The sequence below is a fragment of the Chryseobacterium sp. UYP7 genome (assembly GCF_056279225.1).
In genome coordinates this window covers 1-25,724 of the sequence record NZ_JBWBQW010000001.1, presented here as the reverse complement: position 1 = coordinate 25,724, position 25,724 = coordinate 1, and the positions used below count along the sequence as shown (strand labels likewise).

The following is a 25,724-nucleotide window of genomic DNA, read 5'->3' as shown; positions in this document are numbered from 1 at the left end:
CAAAAATGCAATGATTTGGCAACCATCACAGGACAAAGATAAAGAAAATGATTGATAATAGTAAACTTAATTGTACGGATCAACAACTCATTAAACGGTTGAGAAATTTCCCGAATATGAAACCGTACTCAACCAACAACACAACCGATGGTTTTGAGGTATTTGGTAAACATTTGAGAATGGATTTCCGCAAAAGTTTTGAAAATGGTCAATTTGTCGGATACCATAACGTGTACGTGTCAATTTCACCTCATTATCACTTCAATAGGTATAAACACAACGGAAATGATTTAACGCCCGAAAACGCCCGAAAATCAATTATTGATACATTCACCTATCTAGGGATAAACAGATCCGAATTTGATTTGTTCAAAGTGGTTAATTTGGAGTTTGGTTTGAATATCATCCCGACAACCGACATAAAGAAAATTATAAACGGAATTTCATTTTATAAAAAAACACCTTTTATAATTGATGATGATAAAATCCCATTCTTTAAAATAACGGATGCAACGAAACAAAAAAATATAAAGGCGTACGCAAAAGGAATCCATTGTCACGGAAATTTAAACTCTCCTGAAATTCATATAAATACTTTTCGATTTGAGGTAAAACATAAAAAATCGTTTGCAATCAGAAAACACGGCATCAACACTCTAAATGATTTGTTCAAAGATGAGGTTTTCACACGATTAGCGCACACCCTTTTAAAAGAATGGCAACAAACTCATTATCAATTTGGAGCCGAATTTCTTAACCTATACGCGCGAGGATTTGAAGTATATCAAACAACATTCAACCGCCAAAGATTGGGAAACCATCATTGAAGATAAAAACCGAAATAAATTCCAAAGAGAAAAACAAAAATACTTTAATACACTTACAGGAAATGATAACCTACGAGATGAGATTTTCAACCTATTGAATGAGAAAATATTGTCATTTGGGATTGGTGCATTTGTACCACAGGAACGACAACACGCCCGAACCTCATCAAATACCATCACAACAAAGGAAACCAAAGATTTACCAATTACCAAAGAGGTGCAAATTTACCCTCACGCGCACGTGGTAAAGTGTAAAACTGCACCAACAACGGAACAACCTCGCAAATGTTTAATGACAAATATTAATATCACGATGCAAAAAGATGAGAGTAAATTTATATTTATCACTGGTTTGAATTATTACAGAGAACACGATCCGAAATTGTATGAAAAAGTATTGAGAGATTTTTGGAGTTTAGAATGTAGGAACAAAAAAGATGATGACCTCCACAAAATTATTTCTCACAATGTACGGAACCGATACAATAACAACCGATATAGGATTGATAAAAATATTTTGCGTGGTCAACTACCATTATTTTAATTTCATCCGATAAATAAACGGTCGGAAAACGGTCAATCAAAAAAGAACCTCCCTAAATTATGGAGGTTTTTCTCTTTAAAGTATACTTCAATATGTTGCAAAGATTTTGATTAATAACAACCCTAAAAACACTCAACAACCACTCTAATCAAACGACGAACAAACGACCGAAAACGGCAGACAAACGGTTGAAAACAATTGGGAAAACAACTGGAGAAATTTAATATCTCCCTATCTGTACGCGCGTGTTAATTCACTAACATTATTAAATTAACAGGCGAATAACAGGCGAACCGAAAACCTTACAAAACCTAACATTGAAAAAGTTGTTTTTGGGACTCATTACGCGTGCGCGAAAACTTAGTAAAACTTAACATTTGAAAAATTGTTTTTAACACTATAAAAAAAATGAACGAATTACGAACACTGTATGTAAGGGATTAAAAATGTTTCGGTATATTTCGGTAAAACAGCAAAAGTAAAACAATACGCGCGCGTACGTGCCGGAAACTAGATGATTTTTTGGAAGTCATAACGTGTGCAAAGGTTTTAACACGGTCACATATCAATTGAAAGGTTTTTCTACGGTCAATAGATGATTTGAAACTTAACGAACCTTACAGCATAAAAAGAAAGGAAACCAACACGCGACACTCGTCTCTAATAATTTGATATAATTCCTAGTTTTTGGAGTCCATAAGGAATAAAAAAAAGTGACCATTTTAAGAATGAAATAAGAAAGTGCATTTTTACACATTTACGAAAAACAGCCGATCACATTCCAACGAATCCGACACCCTAAAAAAGGATGATTATATTTTAAAATCAAATGGTTGACACAAATGTTGACACACTTAAAAAAAGAAAATCCCTAAAAACTTAATTAACAGTCAAGTAGGGATTATCTGTGAGGTTCCTAGCGGATTCGAACCGCTGTAGATGGTGTTGCAGACCACTGCCTAACCACTCGGCCAAAGAACCATTTGGGTTTGCAAATATAGGATTTTTTATTTTTGGGCAAAAATTTATTTAAAGATTTTCTTTTGTACCCAGCTTTTCCATTTCGCTTTCAAGCTTTTTTGAATTTTCGAAATTCTTTAAACGTACAACTGCGGTGTTCGAGAAGTTGTCGTGCCATCCTTTACTTCCTATAAACGTGAATTGATCAAAAGGTACTGCTCTAATAAAATTTCTTTTCAGTAAGTCAATGACTGTGAGGTTGCTATCGTCAACTTTTACCACTTTCGTTCCAGTGATTAATTTACCAAGGCTTCTGCCTTTTGTTGCGGTTTCCAGTAAAAACATGATAAATGCATACATCAAAAGGGTTAAAATTCGATCTGCCAGTGGATCCATATTTTCCAGATCATTGGCAGTTTCCTCGATGTCTATGCCCAATAAAAAGTATTTAAGCAAGCCGAAAATGGCCAGTAAGATCCACATAATGACAACGGCGAATAAAAAATCAACCACATAATTGATAAATCGATATACCTTTTCCGCTTTATTTCGTTCTACAATTCGTAAAGTTCTGGCCATATTTAATATTTAAAGTGATCTTTCCATTCTTAAATTCCCTGCACAAAAAGTTTTAATTGAGCTTCGGTATCAATTACCGCTGTAATTCCCAAAGGATTGAGTAAAATTTTTGATGGCGTTAATTTAAATACTTTTCCCTGCATCTTTAAACCTTTGTAATATTCTTTATTAAAGGTTTCTTCGATGCTTTTCTTTGATGAATCTTCCAGTTCCGAGGTAGGAATGCCGTATTCTTCTTCGATCATGTCCACGATCTTCTTTCGAAATAAAAGCGTCGCGGTTTTTTGCAAAATATTTTTCGTCTTTAATTTGAAATGGGTGTCACTCAATACAATTTTTCTTTTTATCGCATCGTAAACCGGAATTCCTGAAATATAAGAGGTTCCTTCCACCGTTCCTTCTGTCTTTGCTTCGATCATAATTTTATCGTCTTCGCTGGAAACATTGATCGCTGTAATTTTGATTTTAGATTTGCCATCCCGAAAATCAAATTCTTTTCCGAGAAATGTTTTCTCCGCAATAGCGGTTGCTTCGGTAAAAGGAATGTTTGCCGTTGTTTGCAAAAGGAATTTTGGAGGTAAGTTCTGCACCGAATTAAAGTTAGCAATCGTTCTTATTAAAGGCGAAGCTACGGGTTTTTGTCCGGAGAACGTTTCAGAATAGGTGTCAATTCCAATATTGGCTTCAATTTGATTTCCATAAAAAATTAGAGGGGTAATATTGATTGAGACAGGTGTGATCTTTAACCAAGTATTATATTCCTCAGAAACATTAAAGGGCTGCGAAAACTGATTCCAGGCCATGATCGCATATTGCTGAAAGTTAAGTTGTGCAAGCATCATGTCATCGATGGTTTTTGAAAAATCAACCTGTTGTTTTCGCAAACTGGATTCTACAAGAGACGTGATCGGGATTTTTATTTTCCCATAATCTAAAACTGGTTTTGTCACCCATTTAAATCCCATCGGTATTGTTCTGGTCGTCATTCGCCAGTTGTTATTAAAGGTGAGTTCGGTATTAAAATACATGACCGTTTCAAACGTCGTGCTTTGATAATTATAAAAACCGAAACTTCCAATCCCTTTTTCTGCCCATATTTTTAAAGGAACTTCGATGAGTAAATTTTGCTTCGTTCCACCAACCAAACGAATTGGACGGGTTTTCCAGACTTTGACTTTAAACTGATCGTTGTTATTATCGGTGTAAGAATCGTCCTGGAATACCAAATTTCCGACAGATGCGTTGATCATATTTCCAATCTCTGCCAGCGGAATTTTCACAGGCATCGAAATAGAGGATTTAATTTTCGGGAAATTATATTCATCCTCCGAAATCATCGTGGTTTCCTGGGAATAAATTTTCGAAATTAAAAGAAGAAAGATGATTACTATAATATTGCGCATGTTTTATTTTCTAGATAACGCAAATTTGCGTAAATTTTGAATAATAGATATAAATTAATTGCATCATCTGTTTTTGATTGCCTGCAAAGTTTTATGATTTTAGGTAAAGGCGTAATTTTGCAGAATTATTAACGATTTTCGTACCTTATAACAATGAAAAATTTAGAAATATCTGTGCTGGATCTAGCGCCAGTCAAACAAAATAAAACCATTCACGATACTTTTAACGACAGTTTAGAATTGGCGAGAAAGGCCGAAAAATTAAACTACAAAAGATTTTGGCTTGCCGAGCATCACAACATGGCAAGTATCGCAAGTTCTGCAACTTCAGTATTGGTAGGCTTTATCGCGAACGGAACAGAAAAGATTCGAGTCGGTTCGGGTGGGATTATGTTGCCGAATCACAGTTCTCTCGTGATCGCAGAGCAATTTGGAACTCTGGAAAGTTTATTCCCCGGAAGAATTGATCTCGGAGTTGGACGAGCGCCCGGAACTGATGGCATCACCGCAAAGGCGCTCGGTAGAAATCCCATGAATATTAATCAACACTTTCCGCAACAGATTCAGCAGTTGCAACAGTATTTTTCTGTAGAAAACTCAAGAAGCGCCGTGCGGGCTATTCCCGGAGAAGGTTGCGATATTCCGATCTATATTTTAGGATCGAGTACCGATAGTGCGTGGCTTTCGGCTAAAATGGGTTTGCCTTACGCGTTCGCGGGACATTTCGCTCCAGATATGATGGAAGTTGCGTTCGAAATATACCGCACCAACTATGAGCCAAGTGAAAAATTCCCGAAACCCTACATTATTGCTTGCGTTAATGGAATTGCAGCAGAAACGGATGAGGAAGCTAAAAAATTATCCACCACGCTTTATCAGGCTTTTATTAATATTATTCGCGACGACAGAAAACCTTATTCGCCACCAGTTGACGATATTGAGGCAGTATGGAATCCCATGGAAAAAGCCCACGTTTTGAAAATGTTACGTTACAGTTTTATTGGAAGTCAAAAAACCGTTAAAAGTAAAATACAGCAGTTTCAGGAAATGTTTAATGTCGATGAACTCATGATTACTTCTCACATTTATGAGCAGGAATCACGACTGAAATCTTATGAAATCTTGAGAAATGCGGTAAATGAACTGAACTTGGTGTCTGAAAAACAAAATGTCGATTAAATAAATAATCTTGCGTCCTCTCGTCTTCAGACGAGACCCAAATTAGAATTGTCGGTTGCGCTAAATCTCAGTACCTTTGCAAAAATCTAAAAGTAAAATGTCAGATATACAATTGAATACGATTCCTGAAGCGATTGAGGATCTAAAAAATGGAAAAATAATCATCGTTGTTGATGATGAAAACCGGGAAAACGAAGGAGATTTTCTTTCTGCGGCTGAATTAACGACGCCGGAAATTATCAATTTTATGACGATCCATGGTCGTGGGTTAATTTGTACGCCACTCCCGGAAAAAAGATGTGATGAATTGGGACTTGATATTATGGTGACGAGAAGCAGCGATCCGAAAGAAACTGCTTTTACGGTTTCTGTAGATTTGTTGGGAGCAGGAGTTTCTACAGGAATTTCGGCGAGCGATCGAAGCATGACAATTTTGGCTTTGATGGATGATAAAACGAAACCTGCAGATTTTATGCGTCCCGGACATATTTTCCCCCTACGTGCAAAGAAAGGCGGTGTTTTAAAAAGAGCCGGACATACCGAAGCAGCGATCGATCTCACCAAATTGGCAGGCTTGAAAGAAGGCGGTGTTATTTGTGAAATTATGAATGATGACGGTTCAATGTCGAGACTCCCGGAACTGGTCGTGCTGGCAAAAAAGCATGATCTTAAAATTATTTCTATTGAAGATCTGATTCAGTATCAGTTAAGAAAAGGCGATTTGATCGAACGTTTAGAAGAAAGAAAAGTAAAAACCCATTACGGCGAATTCGACTTTTTTGCCTTTAAAGAAACGAGTACGGATCAAATACATTTCGCTTTAACCAAAGGAACCTGGTCTCAAAATGAGCCGGTTTTAGTTCGTGTTCAGGCTTCTAATTCTTATTTCGATGTATTGAGCAGATTGTCTACAGGCGAAACTCCGTTGCTGGAAAAAGTAACCAAGATGATCAATGACGAAGGTAAAGGCGCCTTGATTTTTATCAATAATGTTTCCAGCGCTGAGAACACGATGCGAAAATTACAGCAGTTTTTAGATTTTCAGGATGGTCAGGAAAAACGACCAACTTTAGCTTCTAACTTTCATGATTATGGAATTGGAACGCAGATCTTAAAGAATTTAGGAATTAATAAATTTCGAGTGATCACTCAAAACGTTAATCAAAAACCGCTTGTTGCTGGTTATGATGTTGAAGTGACGGAAATGGTAGCTTTGTAAAAGAGCCAAGGAAAAAGTTAAAAGAGCCAGGTTGAAGTGGTTCCTTATAAAATAGAAAATCCCGGATCACTAACTTGAACCGGGATTTTTTGTTTCATTTCTTGAAGTTTGAATGGGTGAAGCGTAATATATAAACTGCTCTGCTCATTCAACGAGATCAATTATTTCTCAGTTTTCTTTCGGTTCTGAAATTTTTTGATCCAATTGTAAAAAATCAAAAATCCAAAAACAAAGATGGAAAATCTGGATAATAAATCGCCGGCTTTCGTGTAGAACGTGATTTTATCGTAGAGATTGACTTTCGCAAAAAGGGTTGTTTTATCACCGTAAAAAGTATCGGCAACAACATCACCTTTTGCATTAATATGTGCGGAAATTCCACTGTTTGCAGATCTTGCGATTTCTCGTCGTGTTTCAATGGCACGCATTCTTGCATACGCCATGAGTTGTTTGTGACCCTGCGTTTCGCCCCACCAGGAATCATTGGTCATAATTCCGAGGAAATTCGCACCCTTTTTAACATATTCAGTGACGAATTCTCCATAGATACTTTCGTAGCAAACTATTGGCGCCAATTTTCCCTTATTGAAAGGATTGCCGAAAACTTTCCTTTCCTGATCTCCTGCCAAAGATGCAGTTGTACCGCCCAGATTAATCATCGCATTTCCAAGAATTGGTTTTAAAACATTGATGTAAGGGAAAATTTCTACGCCTGGAACCAGTTTTCCTTTGTGATAAACTTCAACTATCTGGTTCGGAATAATTTGAACCGCCGAGTTGTAACTATCCACAAAAATTCCTTCGGAAGTTTGATAAGAAGTTGGCGTTTTATCTTTTGCATTCGGATAAAACCGGTGAGATGAAATTCCGGTAGCAAAAACTGATTTAGGGTGTTTTGCTAAGAATCCTTTGACTCCATTTAAGAGTTCGCTCTGTTCAAAACCACTTTCAGAGATGGATCCAAATCCTGGTAATGAAGTTTCCGGACCGATATAATAATCGATCTGTCCTGTTGAATTGTCTTCGGCTAATTTTAGCAGATCATTTAAAATCGTTAAACTGTCTTTCGAATATTTCTCGGTGTAAGGATTGAGTTCCGGTTGCAGCATTAATACGTTGACGGTGCCAATCGGTTTTTCATCAAAGTTTTTATACTTAATTAAGGAAATAAGCATGGGAACAACGATTAAAACGACAAGAACGGAGGAGTTAATACTGAGCGATTTCCGCTTTCTGCCGGCTTCCCAAATTCTTAAAGTATAAAAAGCATAAACATTAATAATCAGGATCCAGAAACTCCCACCCGTTGCGCCTAAAGTATCGTACCACTGAACGACTTTCGGATAATCGGCAAAGGTGTTTCCTAGATTTAACCAGGGCCAGCTCAATTCCCAGCTGAGGTTAATTTTTTCAAATACCATCCAGATCGCGACAAAGAAAACGAGTCCGAAATAAGTTCCCTGCGCTTTTTTGTAGAGATGGTAAAATTGAAAAATAGTGGAGTAGAAGAAGGAAGTTAACAGAACGGGAATAACAACGGCCATCATAGAGTGCGTGCCGTCGGGGTTTTTGGCCCCGTACAACCAACCTGTAGTGACGATATTCCAGATTAAAAAACAAAGGAAAGTCAGACCGAAAATAGCACGTCCTTTATTTTTGATTTTAGAAAATTTGGTAATGTCATGTTCCATGATGAGAAGCGGAACAAGGGCGAAAAATATAAAAAAGGGAATGCCGTAAGTTGGCCAGGAAATACTCAGCAGCGTAGCAGAGAGTAAAGTGAGAATAATATATTTCATAGAAATTTTGAACTTGGTTTGAAACCGTAAAGTTAAGCAATTGTTCAATTTTCTAAATAAGATTTTAAAGTATTTATCATTCTGACGAAGGAAGGATCTCACTTCGCTTATTTGGATTTTTAAATAAATGGATTTTAACCATTAAAAGATAACTTTCTTACGAATCTAAATATTTAAAAAAAATCAGGATAAATCTTTTAAACCATTAAGAGATTAAGATCTTTTAATTAAGAGGATTAAGAAGCGTTGATAGATATATTCCCAGAAAAATTTAATTTTCTAAATTTCTTAATGATCTTAATGTTAAAAAAAATCAGGATAAATCTTTTAAACCATTAAGAGATTAAGATTTTCTTTCTTATTATTTTCATTAAGAAAATCTAAAGATTTTTTAATTAAGGGCATTAAGGTTTTTATCGACAATAGTGGTAACACTTAATTTTCTCAATTTCTTAAAGATGTTAATGTTGAAAAATTAAGACTGGAATTCAATTTCTACACTTACACCATCCATTTCGCCGGGCATTGGCGGATTGGTTTTGGTGATCTTAATTTTGATAAAAGAAATTTGCGGAAATTTTACAGAAATTTGCTTCATGATTCTTCCCGCAACATGTTCCATTAATTTAGACGGGATCTTCATTTCAGCATGAATGATATCGTTGAGTTCTGCGTAGTTAATGGTGTCAGTTAAGTCATCGGTTCCGACGGCTTTCCAAAGGTCAGCGTGAACTTCTACATTTAAAATATAGTAGGTTCCGATAATGGTTTCCTCCGGGAGAACGCCGTGATAAGCGTAAATTTTTAGGTTTTCTAAGAATATTTTTGAAGTCATTGGTTTTGAGTTAAATCGTTTATCAGCGGAAAATCACATCGAGCTGTTTAAAAATTTGGTAAGATTTAAACTTCGATAAAATGAATAAATCTCGTATTACCTAAAAATTATATTGTTTAAAACTATCTCGCAATAGGGATTGCAGTGGAAATCCTTTTTTTTTGAAGGGAAAAGCGAAGGCAAAAAAGATTGCAACGAAAAGCCCGGCTTTTTTTGTTTTGGGAAAACCCTTTCAGCCTTCGGAAGGCTGAAAGGGTTTTGCGCTGGCCAAAAAAGATTGCCCAACAATTTCTAAAATTTTTATTTAACCATTGTCGAAAGTTCCAGCATTTTTTCGATAGGCTTCAAGGCTTTCAAACGTAATTCTTCGTCCATGGTGATTTCGGGTAACTCATATTTCATGCAGAGATAGAGCTTTTCCAGCGTGTTTCTTTTCATATAAAAACATTCCGAACAATTACACGACTCGTCGAAAACCAAGGCGGGAATAAGCGTTTTATGTGGTGCACGCTTTCTCATCTCATGCAGAATTCCTTCTTCTGTAGCAACAATAAATTCTGGAGCGTCATCTTTTTCCACAAAATTTAAGAGGGCAGAAGTGGAACCTACGAAATGGGCAAGATCCAAAACGGGCGTTTCACTTTCGGGATGTGCGATGAGTTTTGCGTGCGGGTGATCGGCCAATTGCTGGGCGATTCTTTCCATAGAAAAAGCTTCGTGCACGATACAGCTTCCGTCCCAAAGGATCATGTCCCGGCCTGTTTTCTTCATGAGATAAGCACCTAAATTCTTATCGGGCGCGAAAATGATCGGTCGGTCTTCGGGCAAAGAACGAATGATGGTTTCCGCGTTAGAACTCGTGACAATAATATCAGATTCAGCCTTAGTTTCTGCATTACAATTGATGTAAGTGGCAATTAAAGCGTTTGGATATTTCTCCCGCATCGCGCGTAAACCTTCGCCACTGCAACCATCTGCAAGGGAACATCCAGCCTGTGTATCGGGAAGAACGACTTTTTTGGTCGGATTTAAGATTTTTGCGGCTTCTGCCATAAAGTGAACGCCACAAAAAGCGATCATATCAGCATCGGTATCTTTTGCCGCTCGGGCCAATTGCAGTGAATCGCCTAAATAATCCGCAATATCCTGAATGGCCGGAGGTTGATAATAATGCGCCAAAATAACGGCATTTTTCTCTTTCTTTAAATCTAAAATTGCCTGTACCAAAGCTTCTCCTTCGGGAATGATGAGGTCATCGATCTTTAAAAATCCTCTTACCGGAAGATTGGTCTTTGCCTTATTTAAATTTTCTGTGCTCATTGTTTAAAAATATTGAGGATTCGGATGTATAAATGTATAATTAAAATCTTGAATTAAACGGTCGGAGGAAATAATTCGCTGCGTATTTTGATTTGAATTGGAGACTGGTTCTTCTGTGTTCAGCTGGAGAATTTCTGCAATCGTCGGATGTTCAGGTGCAACAACATTGTACGTCTCAGCTTCCTTATCGGAATGAATAACGAGTTCTACGATTGGCAATATATCTTCGTAATGAATGTAATTTGCTTTCTTTTGAGGATTCTCCGGCTGTCGGTTTCTAAATATATTTTTTAAAGCCCGTTCATCTCCCATTAAACCACCGAAACGGAGAATTGTTGTTTGCGGATATTTTTCCCGGACTAAATTTTCGGCGCGGAGAATATCCGGACGTAAATTTTCGGTATCATTTTCCGTAAAAGTTCTGTTTTCTGTAGGATAAACTCCCGTAGAACTGAAAAGAATTGTTTTAGGAAATTTAATGTTCAGATTTTGGAAACCTTGCAGCCAACCTTCGCGGGAAATTGGCATGCTGAAAATAGCAACATCAATATTATTTAAAAAATCGAAATTTTGAGTGGTATTGAAGTCGAGCAAGTGAACTTCGGAAGCGACTTCTTCTAAAGCACCAATTTTCTCTGGCGAAGTGGTGGTTACAAGAACGTGATGGTTTTTAGACTTCAGGTATTTGGCTAATCTTATTCCAACCCAACCGCAACCGATAATGGCTATTTTCATGATTTTAGGAAATTTTCAATGATGATTGAGATCGCAGTTTTTGCATGGTTCAAATCGTTATTCACCACGATTTCATCAAACTCTTCTTTAAAAGTCATTTCGTGCGCCGCTTTTTGAACGCGGGTTTTGATGGTTTCCAGATCGTCGGTTCCGCGGGCGATTAATCGCAGTTCCAATTCTGCAACCGAGGGTGGCATAATGAAAACGGAAAGAGCCTGTTCCCCGAAATATTTTTTTAGGGAGATTCCGCCTTTTACATCAACATCAAAAATGACCACTTTTCCACTTTCCCAGATTCGTTCAACCTCTGATTTTAAAGTGCCGTAATATTTATCTTCGTATACCTCTTCAAATTCTACAAAGGCATCTTCCCCGATTTTTACGCGAAAATCTTCGGGCGAAATAAAGTGATAATCAATTGCATGAATTTCTGTTCCACGCAAAGCTCTCGTAGTACACGAAATTGAAAACTGAAGCTGCGAAAATGTTTCCAGACAATATTTTACTAAAGTCGTTTTTCCGCTTCCGGATGGTGCTGAGAATATGATGACTTTGTTCATAGATCGTTGTTGGGTGATGGATGATGGATGTTTGAAGATGGAAGAAAGATCTAGTTTTAAAGTCTTTTATCTATCTGTCTATTATCTTCTTGTCTTATAAAACGTTTAAGGTTTGTTCTTTAATTTTTTCCAGATCATCTTTCATCATCACCACGAGTTTTTGTATTTCTGCGTGATTGGCTTTAGAGCCTAAAGTATTGATCTCTCTGCCAATTTCCTGGGAAATAAAACCGAGTTTTTTACCATTGAAATCTTCCGTTCTCATAACCTCATTATAATATTTTAAATGTTGGGTCAGTCGAACTTTTTCTTCTGCGATATCCAGTTTTTCAGTGTAATACGCCATTTCCTGATAAAACCTTGTTTCATCGATCTGATCAAATTCGTTGAGAGATTTGCGGTAGCGGTCTTTCACTCCTGCCATTCTCACTTCTTCGTAAGGTTCAACCTGTTCCAGATAATTCTCGATTTTTCTGATGTTTCTTTCCAGTTCTTCCTGTAAAATTTCGCCTTCCGTTCTGCGGAAATTATTGAATTTTGAAATTGCTTCGTTCAAAATTTCGATCAGGAAAATCCATTCGTTTTCATTTAAATCGTCTGGTCGCGAAGAAATCGCTTCGGGCATTCTGATGGCCATTTTCAGATATTCAAAGTCTGGACCGTCGCCCGAAATTTTCTTAAGTTCCGCAATGTAGGCTTTCACCAAATCGTGATTAATATTCACATCGTTGGTGTCATCTAAAGTTTCAACATTAATGTAGCAGTCAACTTTTCCACGCAAAAGGCGGTCGTTGAGAACTTTTCTAATGTCGAATTCTTTTTCTTTATATCGTAGCGGCATTTTGATGTTGAGGTCAAAAGATTTGCTGTTGAGCGATTTTAGGTCGATGGTAATTTTTTTTCCTTCAAAAACACCTTCGCTTCTTCCGAAGCCGGTCATGGATAGAATCATGTATTTTCTTTAAGAGACAAAGGTAAATATTTCAAAACTTTCAGGAACAGTCTAAAAAAATAAATCTCTTAACCCTAAAAAATGAATGGAACGCGGGGGAAGGTTTTGGAGTAGAAATGAAGCAATTCAAAAAATTAAAAAAAATAAATCTTTCATTCTTTGAAATTTTTGGGATATTTCAAATAAATTATCAGACTGAATGCTTAGAACTTTTAAGCTTTTTAAAAGATCAAACCGCATCTTTCCCTTAAAAATTGAAGATGGAAAAATTAGGAACGATTTCAGAAAAGATAATTTTATATATTTGCAGTTATAATAAAGATTTAGAAATATGCTTAAATCGCTTTTCCACTGGAAAGTCTTAGTCAATGTACTGTTGGCGGCTGTCGTTTTTACAGGGTTACTTTGGTTAACTTTTCGCTGGTTAGAGATTCATACGAATCACGGCAAAGAAATCGCCGTGCCGAATGTGATGAATAAATCAGTTCACGATGCCATTAAAATTCTCGATGATTCCGGTCTGGAATATGAAGTCGACAGTTTTAAATACGATCCTAAATACCGTCCGTTTCAGGTTTTACAGATTTATCCTTCGCCAGGTTCCCGCGTAAAAGACGGCAGAACCATTATTATGAAGGTAAATCCAAGAACATATGCGCAAGTTTCCGTTCCAGATATTTTAGACCGATACAAAGGTTTAGCGTTTCGCCAGTTAGAACAGGTTGGCTTAAAGATCGGCGACACGATCTTTGAACCGAGTATTCAGAGAGATGCCGTTATTAGAATGATGTACAATGGTGCGACTTTAAAACCCGGATCTCTTTTACCAAGATTTACTACGATCGATCTGGTGATCGGTGCAGGACCGAAAAGAAACATTGCGGTTCCGAATTTAGTCGGATTAACCGTGCAGGAAGCAAAGGCGGTTATCGCTCAAAATTTATTCGAATTCGGTTTGGTGGAGCACGAAGACGGCGGTACTGAAGAATCCGATATCGTTTATTATCAGGATCCGGCTCCGTACGATGTTCGTGATCAGGGAATGCAGATCGATATTTGGTCCAGCAAGAAAACGCCCGCTGAAATGGGTGGAAAAATCTCGCAGTTAAATTCCATTTACCGAATTAGAGTCGATACTTCAACCACTTACCGGAATTATGAAGAACCCGTTTATCGCGAACCAGCGCCGAGCAGACCTGAGCGATCATTAGAAACACCAGTTGTTCCGCCAAGAAGAGAAACGGTACAGCCGGAAGTTAAAAAGCAGGAAACACCAAAAACTCCGGCAGACCAAAAACCAAAAATCGTTGAGATCAAGCCGAAAACAACGGCCACTAATTCTACCCCTCCGAAAACTGTCCCTACAAAACCTGTAGAAAAGCCTAAAGCTAAAAAGGTAATTGTTGAGTAGTTTTTACTAAATATTAAAATAATAAAGCTTCAACGGAAATGTTGAAGCTTTATCTTTCAAAAGATAAAATGATAGAAGACCGCGACCAATTTCCCGATGAAGAAGAAGTAGATAACGAATCGAATGAGTCGGAATCTGAAGGGCTTTACGAGCATCTTTCCTTAAAGGTAGATCCTGGACAGGATAAATTGCGCATCGATAAATTTCTTGTTAATTTTCGTCAAAACTCTTCCCGAAATAAAATTTCTCAAACCTGCCGTGCGGGAAATGTTGTTGTAAACGGAGTTGCAGTAAAACAAAATTACCGCGTAAAACCCGGCGACGAAATTTCGGTCTTGCTCACCAAACCACCGCGGGAAAATATTATTATTCCACAAGATATTCCAATAAATATCGTTTATGAAGATGACGATGTAGTTATTGTGGATAAAGCAGCCGGAATGGTAGTTCATCCTGGTCACGGCAATTACGATGGAACACTCATTAACGCTCTGGCTTTTCATTTCGAAAAAAATGGACAGAAATCAGATCTGGACCGCGTTGGTCTGGTTCATAGAATCGATAAAGATACGTCTGGATTACTGGTTATCGCGAAAAATGAATATGCTTTGAGTTTTTTAGCCAAACAATTTTTTGACCGGACAACGAAAAGATTATACTGGGCATTTGTCTGGGGAAATATGGAAGATGACGCAGGAACAATCACCGGAAATATCGGCAGACACCTGAAAAACAGAATGCAAATGGCGGTTTTTGAAGATGGCAGTTTAGGCAAGCATGCCGTGACTCATTATAAAGTTCTGGAACGCTTCAGATATATCACCTGGGTAGAATGTAAACTGGAAACCGGACGAACGCATCAGATCCGGGCTCACTTTAAACATATTGGTCACACTTTATTTAATGATGAACGGTATGAAGGCAATCAGATTTTAAAAGGCATTAATATGCCGAAATATAAACAGTTTGTGAAGAATGTTTTCGAGGTTTTGCCTCGCCACGCACTTCACGCACACACTCTAGGATTTATTCATCCTACAACAAAAAAAGAAATGTATTTCGAAAGTCCAATGCCTCAAGATATGGATGAAGCTATAAAAAAATGGCGGAATTATTTAGAATCTTGATTACATAAAACTTTTTTTATATTTGCTGAAAATTCACGCAGAACTAATTATGAGAAAAATATATACGTTATTTTTCGTGGTTGTTTTCTTAGGAAGCTACAAAAGCCAGGAAACACTGCCATATTATCAACAGTATTTGTTGGAAGGTGATTTCCTTTTCAATCCCGCCCTTTATGGTAAGACCGATGATGTGGTTCTGAATTTAAACTATCAGAAACAGTTTTCACAGTTCGACCAGTCGCCCAATGTGCAGTCTATTGGGATGCACGCGAATATTTTTGATAGAGTAGGAGCAGGTTTAACTTTTTTCCGGGATCAGAACGGACCGATTTCAGCGAACGGAATTGGCGCCGGAGCTTCTTATTTTATTCCTATTGATGACGATGGCGAGCGAAAAAGTCAGTTTTCCTTTGGAACGAATGTCAATTTTTATAATCTAAATATTGATTTAGCAATGCTGAATCCTCAAGATCCGGGCGATCCAACGCTTGCTTCCGATACCAATTCTCTGTTTTTAGTGTACGCGAATCTGGGAATGGCAGTTACTTACCGTGGTTTTTTCGGCGGTGTTTCTGTAAACGATATTGCCTTAACCAACGATATTCCGATTGTTAACGGCATCGAACCCGAGCCAACCAAATTTATCATTAACTCCGGATACGATTTTTATCTGAATGAGCAAATGTACGTTTCGCCCTCGATCGCAATGAATTTTAATACTAATTCTTCCAGAATTACAGATTTTAATTTAATGGCGACCGTTTTAGGGGAAGAAAATTCTTTTTCTGCAGGTGCAAGTTTGCGAACATCCAAAAATAAATTTGGCAGTCAGAATTTAGGAGTTTCACCTGTTATTAAAGCGACGGTGAGCAATTTCTTTTTCGGTGCAACTTATAATTTCGGATTGTCGGATATTCAGCAATATGCCGGAAGCAGTTTTATGTTAAGTGTTGGTTATAATATCGAAAACTTCATTAATACAAGAGGGTATCGCTATTAGTTATGGGTGTTTAATGATGGATGTTTGATGTCTACAGCAATTTAGACAGTAAATTTTATTTTTAATTCCAAGTCGATCTTTTTTAGAAATTAAATTCCAAATCTTGAACCTTGAAACTCGAAACCCGAATCTCAAACCTCGAATTTCCCAACGCGCACCAAAAAACTGACTCTTTTTAGTTTTTACCTGGCTCTTTCCAACAATGATTTATCTCCATATTCCTTTCTGCAAGCAAAAATGCAGTTACTGTAATTTCCATTTTTCTACTTCTTTAAATTACAAAGAAGACATGATTGCGGCCATTAAGAAGGAAATTTTTCTGCGTAAAGATGAAATGGAGACCAAAAATTTAAAATCACTTTATTTCGGCGGAGGAACGCCTTCAATTCTTAAAGTTGATGAACTGCAATCCATCGTTGATGAAGTCCTGAAATATTTTTCCTTTGATCCTGATATCGAAATTACGCTCGAAGCCAACCCGGATGATCTGAATAAAAATTTTTTAAAGGAATTATCAAAAACACCGTTTAACCGTTTGTCTATAGGAACGCAAAGTTTTTTTGAGGCAGATCTAAAACTGATGAACCGTGCTCATACTTCCGGTGAAGCGGAAAGTTCCATCAAACGCGCTCAGGATTTCGGTTTTGAAAACATCAGCATCGATCTAATTTATGGTTCCCCAACTTCTGATCTGGAAATCTGGAAGCAAAATTTAAATAAAACCATAGAACTGGAAGTTCCGCATGTTTCTTCCTATGCCTTAACGATCGAGCCAAAAACCGCTTTAAATACGTGGATTTCCCAGGGAAAAATTGCCGCGCCGAAAGAAGCCGCGCAACATAAAGAATTCTTTTACATGACCGATTTTTTGAAAGATCGCGGATTTGATCATTACGAAATTTCTAATTTTGGAAAACCCGGTTTTCATTCCAAACACAATTCTGCCTACTGGAAATATCAGGAATATTTAGGGATCGGACCATCTGCACATTCCTATAACGGCCGTAACGAAAGGAGTTGGAATATTGCGAATAATCAATTGTACATCAATTCGTTAAATCAAAATAAATTACCAAAAGAGACGGAGATTCTATCGGAGAAAGATCAGTTCAATGAAATGTTAATGATTGGATTAAGAACTGTTTGGGGCGTTGATCTAATTTCTATAAAGGAAAAATTCAGTGCAGAACTTTTAGAATATTTTCAAAAACAAATTCAAACAAAGCTGGAAGATGGAATTCTTACCATTGAAAATAATCATCTGAAAATTCCTGAAAAACACTGGTTTCTGGCGGATGGAATTGCGTCGGATCTATTTGTGGTTGGCAATTATTAGAAAATATTTTCTATTAAAATTGATGAATTTTAGTTTCCAGATTAACGATTAAGATTTTATTTTGAAATCAAAGTGATTAAGAATTGTGATATAAAAGGCGGTTTATTGAGCTTTAGCTATATTTGAACAACTTACTACATATTTAATTTGTCTCCTTTATAGTTGAAATTTAAACACAAATGAACTAATGCTTTTCATAAATACCATAAATTATGCTATTCTGGAATAAGTGAAATTTGTTATTGACAATTGATTATTGACCAATTTAGACTTGGCTCTTTTAACTTTTTACCTGGCTCTTTTACTTCTTTGGCTCCAAAATCACTATTTTTGCATAAACTTAATTCCCTTGAAAACTAAGAAAACCGATTTCAGCCATCTTTCCTCCAAACAACCCATAGGAATATTTGATTCCGGCGTGGGCGGCTTAACGGTTGCAAAGGAAATTAAAAGATTGCTTCCTCACGAAGATCTGGTGTATTTTGGCGATACGAAACACCTTCCATACGGAGAAAAATCACGGGAAGCTATTGTTGGTTATTCGACTAAAATAACAAGTTTTCTGCTGGAAAAAAATTGTAAAGCGATTGTGATAGCCTGCAATTCGGCGACTGCAAATGCCTTGAAAGAAGTTTTAGAATTGGTCGATCATAAAGTTCCCGTTATCGATGTTATTAATCCGGTGGCAGAAAAAGTTTCCTACGAAATTCACAATAATGTAGGGGTCATCGCGACTAAAGCCACGGTGAATTCCGGATTGTATAAAAAGTCTATCCGAAAACACAACAAGTTTATTAAGGTTGACGAACTCGCGACGCCACTTCTGGTTCCCGCCATCGAAGAAGGTTTCAGAAATCACCCGATCACCCATTCAATCATTTATAATTACTTAAGCAACAGTAAATTAAAAAATATCGAAACGCTTATTTTAGGTTGTACGCATTATCCGCTTTTGTTAAATGAGATCAAGCAGTTTTACGGAAACCGCGTTCGCGTTATTGATTCGCCAAGTATTGTTGCCAATCAGCTGAAAATGATTTTGGAAAAACATCATCTTTTGAATGAAGACAATCCAAAACCCAGCTATCACTTTTTTCTGTCGGATATCACAAAGAATTTCGAGAAGATCTCTAAAAAATTCTTCGGAAAAAGTATTGATCTGGAATTAAAGGTGCTTTAGAAATCTGTCAATTATACAGTTGGTGTTTCCTCTTCTATTACTGGAATCTCAAGCGTTTCAGCTTCGTTAGGTTTGAAGAAGGAGAAACTTACATTTCCATATTTACGCGTGTCGGTTAAATTCGGGTGCTGCAGTTTCGTACGGCTTTGATGTTCTAAGATAAAGACGCCATTTTCTTTTAAATAATTGTTGTTTAAAACCAAAGAAATCAATTCCTGATATTTTTTCTCTTCCGTTTCAAATGGAGGATCTGCGACAATAATTTCGTAGGTTTTGCGGTTTCTATTTTTCTTCAGATATTCGTAAACATCGGCACGCATCACATTAATTTGTGGTCCCATTTCCAGTTCGGTTGCCGTCGTATTAATAAATCCGGAATGTTTGGAATTCATTTCTACCGAGGTTACATCTTTACAGTCTCTGGACGCAAATTCCAAAGTGATCGATCCAATTCCCGCAAACAGATCGAGCACCGAAATAGAGGAAAAATTGAAGCGAAAGCGGTTTTCAATAATGCTGAACAAAGCTTCTTTTGCAAAATCAGTCGTAGGTCTAACGTCGAAATTTTTTGGAGCGGAAATTCTTTTGGCTTTCCATTGGCCACTTATTATTCTATACATGGAGGTGTTTGGTATTGGTTTCTGGGTGTTTGATGTCCGGTGTCCGGTGTTTAATGCTTTTTTTTAATTTAATTTATTTCTAAAAGCAATGATGTGGTTGATTATTTTGTATGATTCATTATACAATTCTATAAACTTTTCTTCCGAAATGTAATTTCTATATTTTGCCTTATATAAACAAGTTACAACTTCTGCAATTGAACGAGTAGAATATCCTAAAAATCTACGAAACTCTGGATTACTCTGTAAAATACTACCTTCGGAAATATTTAAGGCAAATGAATCAGAAGCTCTTCTGATCTGTGAAATGAGATTAAAAACCTCATCTTTCGGAACTGCGATGAGCAATGGTAAATTTTCTCTGCGAAACTCATAGAGTCTTGCCAAATAATTAATTTTTCAAACTTGAAACTCATCTTTTATTTTCAAATAAATGTAAGAAATCAAATTGATTTTGATAAATTATTTAATTCTTACCAACCACCAACCACCAACCACCAACCGTCAACCGTCAAGCACCGATCATCCATCATCTAACATTTAAAACAAAATTTTTCTTCGGGATATTATCATAAACGATTTTCAGGTTCTTCACAAATTTCTTTAATTCTGAAATAAAAGTTTCATTTTCCGTGGTTTCACCGTAAACAAAAAATTGAGTTTCATTTATTCCAAAACCGATTTTACTCAAAGTAAACATCACGAAATATAAAAAATCTACTTCCGAAGTGACATCTAAGTTATTGTAAAGAATCACTTTTTTATGATCAAAAGCAAAAAACTCACACTGCTGATGATACAAATTAATATGAATTTCCTTTTGATTTTTTACTGAGATACTATTCAAAAATTGTTCGCCGGAAAAATTGAACTTCGTCGGAAGTTTTAAATCTTTAATTTGCTGATAAGTAGATCTTGGAAAAGTATAATAAAACTGAACGCCAAATTTCTTATTCACCGAGAGCATTAATTCTTCATTTTCCTTATCCACAGGTGCGTTAAAAGCAACTAATTCGTAGCCGAGATCATGTTCTGAAAAACCTTCGGGCATTAAAGTGAAATGATTCAGCGCCGAAATAACGTTGATCTCTTTGAAGTTTTTCTGTGTTAAGATCTCCGTAAGTTTCTCATTAATAAATTGTTCCGGCGAATCTTCGGTCACAAAATAAGAATTTTCCTCAGAAACCGTTTTGTTTCTTGAAATCTGATATTGAATGCCGTCTTTGGTAAAAAGTAATTTGAGTTGTTCCATGCTTTACGGGAGCAAATTTATTAAAATTAATCGGCTTTTAAAATTTTCTTCATTTTGAAGATTGATGTCCTATATCAGAAACAATTTTTGGGTCAAACCGGATTTCCTTAGAGAAGTTTAGTTCAAAAACTTTTTCAAAATTCCTATTCCTTCTCGAAACCCGCATTCCGCAACTCGAATCCCAAACCTCATCTCAAATAAACCAGTACGGTGCCTGATTGATGGTGCAGTATTTCTTTATTATGGAACTCCAGATCGGTCTGACTTTCTAAAACATCGTAAACCATCTGCTGTAAAACACCGTCTCCGATTCCATGGATGATTTCGAGCTTTTTTAAATTGTTTTTTCTGCAGAATTCTAAGGTGTTAAGAAGTTTTTCTTTTTGTAGAAAAAGCCGTTCAAAAGAATCATAATCCCGGGAATTCTTTACCAGAAGATCAAAATGCAGATCTAAGAGGAACGGTCTTTTGTCGTGCTTTTTAGAAACAGGTTTGGAAGGTTCTGGCTTTTGAACAGTCCGCATTTGATCGTAGATCTCGGCTTCCTGCAGAACCAACTCCGAAGAATCGTATTCATAATGAAATCCATGTTCATCTTCGATGACCACTTTTTGTCCTATCACCGAAATGATTTTGCCCTTCAATCGGTCATCGATCACGGCAACGGAATCGCCTGGTTTCATCGTCTGTTATTCATTATATGGCGAAATTAAGAAAATTTATTTTCTGAACGAGTAAGTTTAATTTTTTTGAAGAATAAATTTACTTGTGATAATGGTGTTAGCATTTGCGTTTAAGCTCAAACCGCAAAAGATGCAAAAGCAAAGTTTCTTTCTGAGTGAATCAAAGTATGCAAAAGCGTGAAAAACATCTCTTTACAACGATATTCAGGTATTGGTAGTGCTATTCGTGAAAAAATTTGTGCAATTTGTGTTTAAGCTCAAACCGCAAAAGATGCAAAAGCGAATTGTCTTTCTGAGCTAATCAAAGTATGCAAAAGTTTGAAAAACATTTATTTACAACGATATTCAAATATTGGTAGTGCTATTCGTGAAATCATTTGTGCAATTTGTGTTTAAGTTGAAACCGCAAAAGATGCAAAAGCGAAGTGTCTTTCTGAGTGAATCAAAGTATGCAAAAGCTTGAAAAACATTTCTTTACATCGATATTCAGGTATTGGTAGTGCTATTCGTGAAAATATTTGTGCAATTTGTGTTTAAGCTCAAACCGCAAAAGATGCAAAAGCGATGTGTCTTTTTGAGGGAATTAAAGGGTGCAAAAGCTTGAAAAACATTTCTTTACATCGATATACAATTATTGATAGTGCTATTCGTGAAATCATTTGTGCAATTTGTGTTTAAGCTCAAACCGCAAAAGATGCAAAAGAGATATGACTTTTTGAGGGAATTAAAGGGTGCAAAAGCTTGAAAAACATCTATTTACATCGATATTCAATTATTGATAGTGCTATTTGTGAAAACATTTGTGCAATTTGTGTTTAAGTTGAAACCGCAAAAGATGCAAAAGCGATGTGTCTTTTTGAGCTAATCAAAGGGTGCAAAAGCTTAAAAACATTTATTTACAACAATATTCAGGTATTGGTAGTGCCATTCGTGAAAATATTTGTGCAATTTGTGTTTAAACTCAAACCACAAAGTATGCAAAAGCGATGTAAATATTGAATAATTCAAAGTAGACAAAAGCTTGAAAATAATCAATTTCAGAAATAAATCACAGCGCTCATATTTCTTATTTTACACTTTATGATTAAAAATGATACTTGTATTAATTTCCGCAATATTTCTAAATTTAGAAATTTCAAAGCCCTCTTTAATAGTCCCGAAAAATTCCATAAATTTGGCTTCTTATTAACCGGAATTAAAATCATCAATTATACAATATGGATCCAATTTTTGACCTTATCGAACAGGAAAGACAAAGACAGACACACGGCATCGAACTCATCGCTTCGGAAAATTTTGTTTCGGAAAATGTGATGAAAGCAGTTGGCAGTGTTTTGACGAATAAATATGCAGAAGGTTATCCCGGAAAAAGATATTATGGCGGCTGCGAAGTCGTGGATGAAGTAGAAATTTTAGCCATCGAAAGAGCTAAGGAACTTTTCGGTGTCGGTTATGCCAATGTGCAACCGCACTCCGGTTCACAGGCAAATGCGGCTATATTTTTAGCGGTTTTAAAACCAGGCGACAAAATTTTAGGTCTGGATCTATCGATGGGTGGTCATTTAACACACGGTTCTTTCGTTAACTTTTCGGGGATCCAGTACAACGCAAATTTTTATGGTGTTGATCGCGAAAGTGGTTTGATCGATTACGAGGCGATGCGCCAAAAAGCTTTGGAAGTAAAACCTAAAATGTTGATTGCCGGATATTCAGCTTATTCAAGAGATTTGGATTTTAAAAAATTCCGCGAAGTTGCCGATGAAGTTGGCGCTACTCTTTGGGCAGATATTGCACATCCTGCAGGATTAATTGCAAAAGGATTATTAAGTTCTCCATTTGAGCATTGTCATGTTGTAAGCACCACGACGCATAAAACATTGCGTGGACCGCGTGGCGGAATGATCATGATGGGCAAAGATTTCGAAAATACTTACGGACATAAAACACCGAAAGGCGAAATTAAAATGATGAGTCAGGTTTTAGACAGTGCCGTTTTCCCTGGAATTCAGGGTGGTCCGCTGGAGCATGTTATCGCGGGTAAAGCCGTTGCATTTGCAGAAGCGATCGATCATAAATTTGAAATCTATGCGAAACAGGTCGTAGCCAATGCCCGCGCTTTAGCAAAAGCCATGATCACTCAGGGATTCGATATTGTAAGTGGCGGAACTGATAATCATTTGATGCTGGTTGATCTTCGAAATAAAAATGTAAACGGAAAAGAAACCGAAAAAGCTTTAGTAAAAGCCGATATTACGTGTAACAAAAATATGGTACCGTTTGATGACAAGTCAGCGTTTACCACGTCTGGAATTCGTTTGGGAACTGCGGCAATTACGACGAGAGGTTTGAAGGAAGCAGATATGGAAGTTCTTGCAGGACTAATTAATGACGTTGTAATGAATATTAATGATGACAATAAGATCGCAGACGTTCGTACAAAAGTAAATCAGATGATGGAGGGAAAAGCGTTGTTTCAATATTAGGTTTCGATAAAGATAAGGAGAGTGGTTCTGGGTAACATTTATTTTTACAATAAACACTTCTCGATACGCTTCGCTACTCGAAGTGACGCAAATCGAAAGTTGGCGCTTCATTCAACTACACTATAAACTTAACCTAGAATCATTAGCTATGTTCATAATAAAAACTTCTCGTTACGCTTTGCTACTCGAAGTGACGCAGGTCGAAATGTAAAAATCAGTCGCTAGATTAAAACGTCAGTTCGAGTGATTTTGCAAGGCAAAATTGTATCGAGAACTTTTTGATAAGCTGATTATTAGGTTTAAAATAATAACTTCTCGATACGCTTCGCTACTCGAAGTGACGAAGGTCGAAATGTAAAAAGTAGTCGCTGGATTAAATCGTCAGTTCGAGTGATTTTGCAAGGCAAAATTGTATCGAGAACCTTTTGATAAGCTGATTAATGGCTTTAAAATAAAAACTTCTCGATACGCTTTGCTACTCGAAGTGACGAAGGTCGAAATGTAAAATCAGTGGATAGATTAAAACGGCAGTTCGAGTGATTTTGCAAGGCAAAATTGTATCGAGAACCTTTTGATAAGTTGATAATGGATTAAAAACAAATTACAATGGATTTCTCGTACGTCTATATTTTAAAATGTTCCGACAACACTTTTTATACTGGCGTCACAACAAATCTGGAACAGAGAGTACAGGAACATCAGCAGGGAAAGCACGGCGATTCTTATACTGCAGCTAGATTACCTGTAGAGCTGGTCTATTTCTGTACTTTCCCTGATATTAATATCGCGATAGAATATGAAAAAAAGATTAAAAAGTGGTCTAGAGCTAAGAAATTGGCGCTCATTGAAAGCCGATACGCAGACCTTCCTGATTTAGCGAAAAAGGTTTTTAAGAAATAATAATTACACTTTGTATGTTATCTAAAAAATTTTATCATTAAAGCTCCTCGATACGCTTCGCTACTCGAAGTGACGCAAATTCAGTTGTTTTATGCATTTTTATTATAAATTTACCAATCGTTCATTGATAAAAGCTTCTCGATACGCTTCGCTACTCGAAGTGACGAATGTCGAAAGTTGGCGCTTCAGTAAACTGCACTAATAAATTAACGCAGAATCATCAGCTATGTTTATAATAAAAACTTCTCGATACGCTTCGCTACTCGAAGTGACGCAGGTCGAAAGTAGTGCTTCATTGAACTTGGCTACTCGAAGTGACTAAGGTCGAAATGTAAAAATCAGTCGCTAGATCAAAACGTCAGTTCGAGTGATTTTGCAAGGCAAAATTTTATCGAGAACTTTTTGATAAGCTGATTAATGGGTTTTAAATAATAACTTCTCGATACGCTTCGCTACTCGAAGTGACGCAGGTCGAAAGTAGTGCTTCATTGAACTTGGCTACTCGAAGTGACGCAGGTCGAAATGTAAAAAGCAGTCGCTAGATCAAAACGTCAGTTCGAGTGATTTTGCAAGGCAAAATTGTATCGAGAATTTTTTGATAAGCTGATTAATGGGTTTAAAATAATAACTTCTCGATACGCTTCGCTACTCGAAGTAACGCAGGTCGAAAGTGGTGCTTCACTGAACTTGGCTACTCGAAGTGACGCAGGTCGAAATGTAAAAATCAGTCGCTAGATCAAAACGTCAGTTCGAGTGATTTTGCAAGGCAAAATTGTATCGAGAATTTTTTGATAAGCTGATTAATGGGTTTAAAATAATA

General features: G+C 36.8%; 23 protein-coding genes and 1 tRNA gene. 11 read left to right on the top strand and 13 right to left on the bottom strand.

The window, feature by feature from the left end; translation table 11 throughout:
* The first annotated feature begins 47 nt into the window (after positions 1–47).
* Complete coding sequence (locus tag ACZ9HT_RS00120) at positions 48–827, top strand: hypothetical protein (RefSeq protein ID WP_476038403.1); 780 nt, start codon at positions 48–50, stop codon at positions 825–827.
* Entirely contained in the window at positions 775–1,371 is a 597-nt protein-coding gene (locus ACZ9HT_RS00115) for a hypothetical protein (protein WP_476038402.1), read from the top strand. The genes ACZ9HT_RS00120 and ACZ9HT_RS00115 overlap by 53 nt, the downstream gene beginning before the upstream one ends.
* Positions 1,372–2,281: 910 nt before the next feature.
* Here the strand turns inward: ACZ9HT_RS00115 and ACZ9HT_RS00110 are convergent.
* From ACZ9HT_RS00110 to ACZ9HT_RS00100, 3 genes are all read right to left on the bottom strand, one after another.
* Positions 2,282–2,352 (bottom strand) — tRNA-Cys (locus tag ACZ9HT_RS00110).
* 48 nt (positions 2,353–2,400) lie between these two features.
* Positions 2,401–2,910, bottom strand: a complete 510-nt coding sequence (locus tag ACZ9HT_RS00105) for an RDD family protein (protein ID WP_476038401.1) — start codon at positions 2,908–2,910, stop codon at positions 2,401–2,403.
* Positions 2,911–2,939: 29 nt separating this feature from the next.
* Positions 2,940–4,313 carry a DUF4403 family protein gene (locus ACZ9HT_RS00100; RefSeq protein WP_476038400.1) on the bottom strand — a complete coding sequence of 458 codons (1,374 nt, stop codon included), beginning with the start codon at positions 4,311–4,313 and terminating at the stop codon, positions 2,940–2,942.
* A gap of 153 nt (positions 4,314–4,466) precedes the next feature.
* On the opposite strand from ACZ9HT_RS00100, the gene ACZ9HT_RS00095 reads away from it, so the two are divergent.
* Both ACZ9HT_RS00095 and ribB read left to right on the top strand, forming a co-directional pair.
* A complete protein-coding gene (locus tag ACZ9HT_RS00095) occupies positions 4,467–5,492 on the top strand; it encodes an LLM class flavin-dependent oxidoreductase (RefSeq protein ID WP_476038399.1) in 1,026 nt (341 codons plus the stop codon).
* 97 nt (positions 5,493–5,589) lie between these two features.
* Complete coding sequence (gene ribB, locus ACZ9HT_RS00090) at positions 5,590–6,711, top strand: 3,4-dihydroxy-2-butanone-4-phosphate synthase (protein ID WP_476038398.1); 1,122 nt, start codon at positions 5,590–5,592, stop codon at positions 6,709–6,711.
* Between the two features lie 161 nt (positions 6,712–6,872).
* Here ribB and lnt read toward each other — a convergent pair whose 3' ends face one another.
* The 6 genes from lnt to ACZ9HT_RS00060 form a co-directional block, all read right to left on the bottom strand.
* On the bottom strand, positions 6,873–8,510 hold the full coding sequence (gene lnt, locus ACZ9HT_RS00085) for an apolipoprotein N-acyltransferase (protein ID WP_476038397.1): 1,638 nt from the start codon (positions 8,508–8,510) through the stop codon (positions 6,873–6,875).
* Between the two features lie 475 nt (positions 8,511–8,985).
* Entirely contained in the window at positions 8,986–9,345 is a 360-nt protein-coding gene (folB, locus tag ACZ9HT_RS00080) for a dihydroneopterin aldolase (RefSeq protein ID WP_476038396.1), read from the bottom strand.
* A gap of 300 nt (positions 9,346–9,645) precedes the next feature.
* On the bottom strand, positions 9,646–10,665 hold the full coding sequence (gene nadA, locus ACZ9HT_RS00075; RefSeq protein WP_476038395.1) for a quinolinate synthase NadA: 1,020 nt from the start codon (positions 10,663–10,665) through the stop codon (positions 9,646–9,648).
* A gap of 3 nt (positions 10,666–10,668) precedes the next feature.
* On the bottom strand, positions 10,669–11,400 hold the full coding sequence (locus ACZ9HT_RS00070; RefSeq protein ID WP_476038394.1) for an NAD(P)-binding domain-containing protein: 732 nt from the start codon (positions 11,398–11,400) through the stop codon (positions 10,669–10,671).
* Positions 11,397–11,960: a guanylate kinase gene (gmk, locus tag ACZ9HT_RS00065; RefSeq protein WP_476038393.1), complete on the bottom strand. Its 564-nt coding sequence runs from the start codon at positions 11,958–11,960 to the stop codon at positions 11,397–11,399. Before gmk ends, ACZ9HT_RS00070 begins: the two co-directional genes overlap by 4 nt.
* Before the next feature lie 94 nt (positions 11,961–12,054).
* A complete protein-coding gene (locus tag ACZ9HT_RS00060; protein ID WP_476038392.1) occupies positions 12,055–12,912 on the bottom strand; it encodes a YicC/YloC family endoribonuclease in 858 nt (285 codons plus the stop codon).
* 331 nt (positions 12,913–13,243) lie between these two features.
* On the opposite strand from ACZ9HT_RS00060, the gene ACZ9HT_RS00055 reads away from it, so the two are divergent.
* The 5 genes from ACZ9HT_RS00055 to murI all read left to right on the top strand — a co-directional run bounded on the left by ACZ9HT_RS00055 (position 13,244) and on the right by murI (position 18,966).
* On the top strand, positions 13,244–14,323 hold the full coding sequence (locus ACZ9HT_RS00055) for a PASTA domain-containing protein (RefSeq protein WP_476038391.1): 1,080 nt from the start codon (positions 13,244–13,246) through the stop codon (positions 14,321–14,323).
* Between the two features lie 68 nt (positions 14,324–14,391).
* The gene (locus tag ACZ9HT_RS00050; protein ID WP_476039189.1) at positions 14,392–15,450 is read left to right on the top strand and encodes an RluA family pseudouridine synthase; all 1,059 of its coding nucleotides are present in this window, start codon (positions 14,392–14,394) and stop codon (positions 15,448–15,450) included.
* Between the two features lie 49 nt (positions 15,451–15,499).
* Entirely contained in the window at positions 15,500–16,450 is a 951-nt protein-coding gene (locus ACZ9HT_RS00045; RefSeq protein WP_476038390.1) for a PorP/SprF family type IX secretion system membrane protein, read from the top strand.
* A gap of 202 nt (positions 16,451–16,652) precedes the next feature.
* On the top strand, positions 16,653–17,786 hold the full coding sequence (gene hemW, locus ACZ9HT_RS00040) for a radical SAM family heme chaperone HemW (protein WP_476038389.1): 1,134 nt from the start codon (positions 16,653–16,655) through the stop codon (positions 17,784–17,786).
* A 349-nt stretch (positions 17,787–18,135) separates the two neighbouring features.
* Complete coding sequence (gene murI, locus ACZ9HT_RS00035) at positions 18,136–18,966, top strand: glutamate racemase (RefSeq protein WP_476038388.1); 831 nt, start codon at positions 18,136–18,138, stop codon at positions 18,964–18,966.
* Between the two features lie 11 nt (positions 18,967–18,977).
* On the opposite strand, the gene ACZ9HT_RS00030 is transcribed toward murI, so the two are convergent.
* The 4 genes from ACZ9HT_RS00030 to ACZ9HT_RS00015 all read right to left on the bottom strand — a co-directional run bounded on the left by ACZ9HT_RS00030 (position 18,978) and on the right by ACZ9HT_RS00015 (position 21,521).
* A complete protein-coding gene (locus ACZ9HT_RS00030; RefSeq protein WP_476038387.1) occupies positions 18,978–19,586 on the bottom strand; it encodes an RsmD family RNA methyltransferase in 609 nt (202 codons plus the stop codon).
* A 63-nt stretch (positions 19,587–19,649) separates the two neighbouring features.
* On the bottom strand, positions 19,650–19,973 hold the full coding sequence (locus tag ACZ9HT_RS00025) for a four helix bundle protein (RefSeq protein ID WP_476038386.1): 324 nt from the start codon (positions 19,971–19,973) through the stop codon (positions 19,650–19,652).
* 142 nt (positions 19,974–20,115) lie between these two features.
* Positions 20,116–20,838 (bottom strand): DUF3822 family protein, encoded by a 723-nt coding sequence (locus ACZ9HT_RS00020; RefSeq protein ID WP_476038385.1) that lies wholly within the window; start codon positions 20,836–20,838, stop codon positions 20,116–20,118.
* A gap of 188 nt (positions 20,839–21,026) precedes the next feature.
* Positions 21,027–21,521 carry a Smr/MutS family protein gene (locus tag ACZ9HT_RS00015; RefSeq protein ID WP_476038384.1) on the bottom strand — a complete coding sequence of 165 codons (495 nt, stop codon included), beginning with the start codon at positions 21,519–21,521 and terminating at the stop codon, positions 21,027–21,029.
* A gap of 1,217 nt (positions 21,522–22,738) precedes the next feature.
* On the opposite strand from ACZ9HT_RS00015, the gene glyA reads away from it, so the two are divergent.
* Together glyA and ACZ9HT_RS00005 are read left to right on the top strand one after the other, a co-directional pair.
* Positions 22,739–24,004 (top strand): serine hydroxymethyltransferase, encoded by a 1,266-nt coding sequence (glyA, locus tag ACZ9HT_RS00010; protein WP_476038382.1) that lies wholly within the window; start codon positions 22,739–22,741, stop codon positions 24,002–24,004.
* Between the two features lie 606 nt (positions 24,005–24,610).
* Entirely contained in the window at positions 24,611–24,904 is a 294-nt protein-coding gene (locus tag ACZ9HT_RS00005; protein WP_476038381.1) for a GIY-YIG nuclease family protein, read from the top strand.
* Positions 24,905–25,724: the final 820 nt, after the last annotated feature.